2 protein-coding genes are annotated in these 786 nt (G+C 74.4%); both read left to right on the forward strand.

Annotated elements, in window-relative coordinates; all coding sequences use genetic code 11:
* Positions 1-99, forward strand: a 99-nt coding sequence (locus ACFHWT_RS31365; RefSeq protein ID WP_416598318.1) for a hypothetical protein, incomplete at its 5' end; no start/stop codon positions are given.
* A partial coding sequence (locus ACFHWT_RS31370; RefSeq protein WP_416598316.1) for a 2-keto-4-pentenoate hydratase occupies positions 96-786 on the forward strand: 691 nt, incomplete at its 3' end. The genes ACFHWT_RS31365 and ACFHWT_RS31370, both read left to right, overlap by 4 nt.

The following is a 786-nucleotide window of genomic DNA, read 5'->3' on the forward strand; positions in this document are numbered from 1 at the left end:
GGCCGCCGCAGGATGGTCGGCGGCCAGGAGGACATGATCACCGACGTCGCCCTCGACCTCGCCGCCGCCACCAACACCGCCCACGGAGGTGCGCAGTGACCACCAGCGCAGACGTCGACCTCGCCGGGTTGGCCGCCCGGCTCGACGAGGCGGCCGTCACCGGCACCCCGATTCCGCAGCTCGCCGCCGCCCACGGCATCGACGTCGACGCCGCGTACGCGGTGCAGCAGGCCCTTCTCGCCCGCCGCACCGGCCGGGGCGAACGCCTCGTCGGCGTCAAGATGGGGCTGACCAGCCGGGCGAAGATGGCGCAGGTCGGCGTCGATGAGCCGATCCTCGGCCAGCTCACCGACACCACGCAGGTGCCCGACGGCGCCGCCGTGGACATCGCCGGGCTGATCCACCCCCGCGTCGAACCGGAGATCGCCTTCCTCCTCGACCGGCCGCCGACATCCGGGATGCCGTTCACCGACGCGGTCCGCGCCGTCGCCCCCGCGCTGGAGGTCATCGACTCCCGCTACCGCGACTTCACCTTCTCGCTGCCCGACGTGATCGCCGACAACACCTCCGCCGCCCTGTACGTCGTCGGCCCCTGGCAGCCGGTCCCGGACGGCGTCGACAACCTCGGCGTACTGCTCGAGGTGGACGGACGCACGGTGCAGACCGGATCCACCGCCGCGATCCTCGGCGACCCCCGCCGGGCCCTCGCCGCCGGCATCGCTCTCGCCGACCGGCACGGCCCGGCCCTGAGGGCCGGCTGGATCTTCCTGGCCGGCGCGGCCACCG

The organism is Micromonospora sp. LOL_021, from assembly GCF_048060215.1.
Lineage (GTDB): Bacteria > Actinomycetota > Actinomycetes > Mycobacteriales > Micromonosporaceae > Micromonospora_E.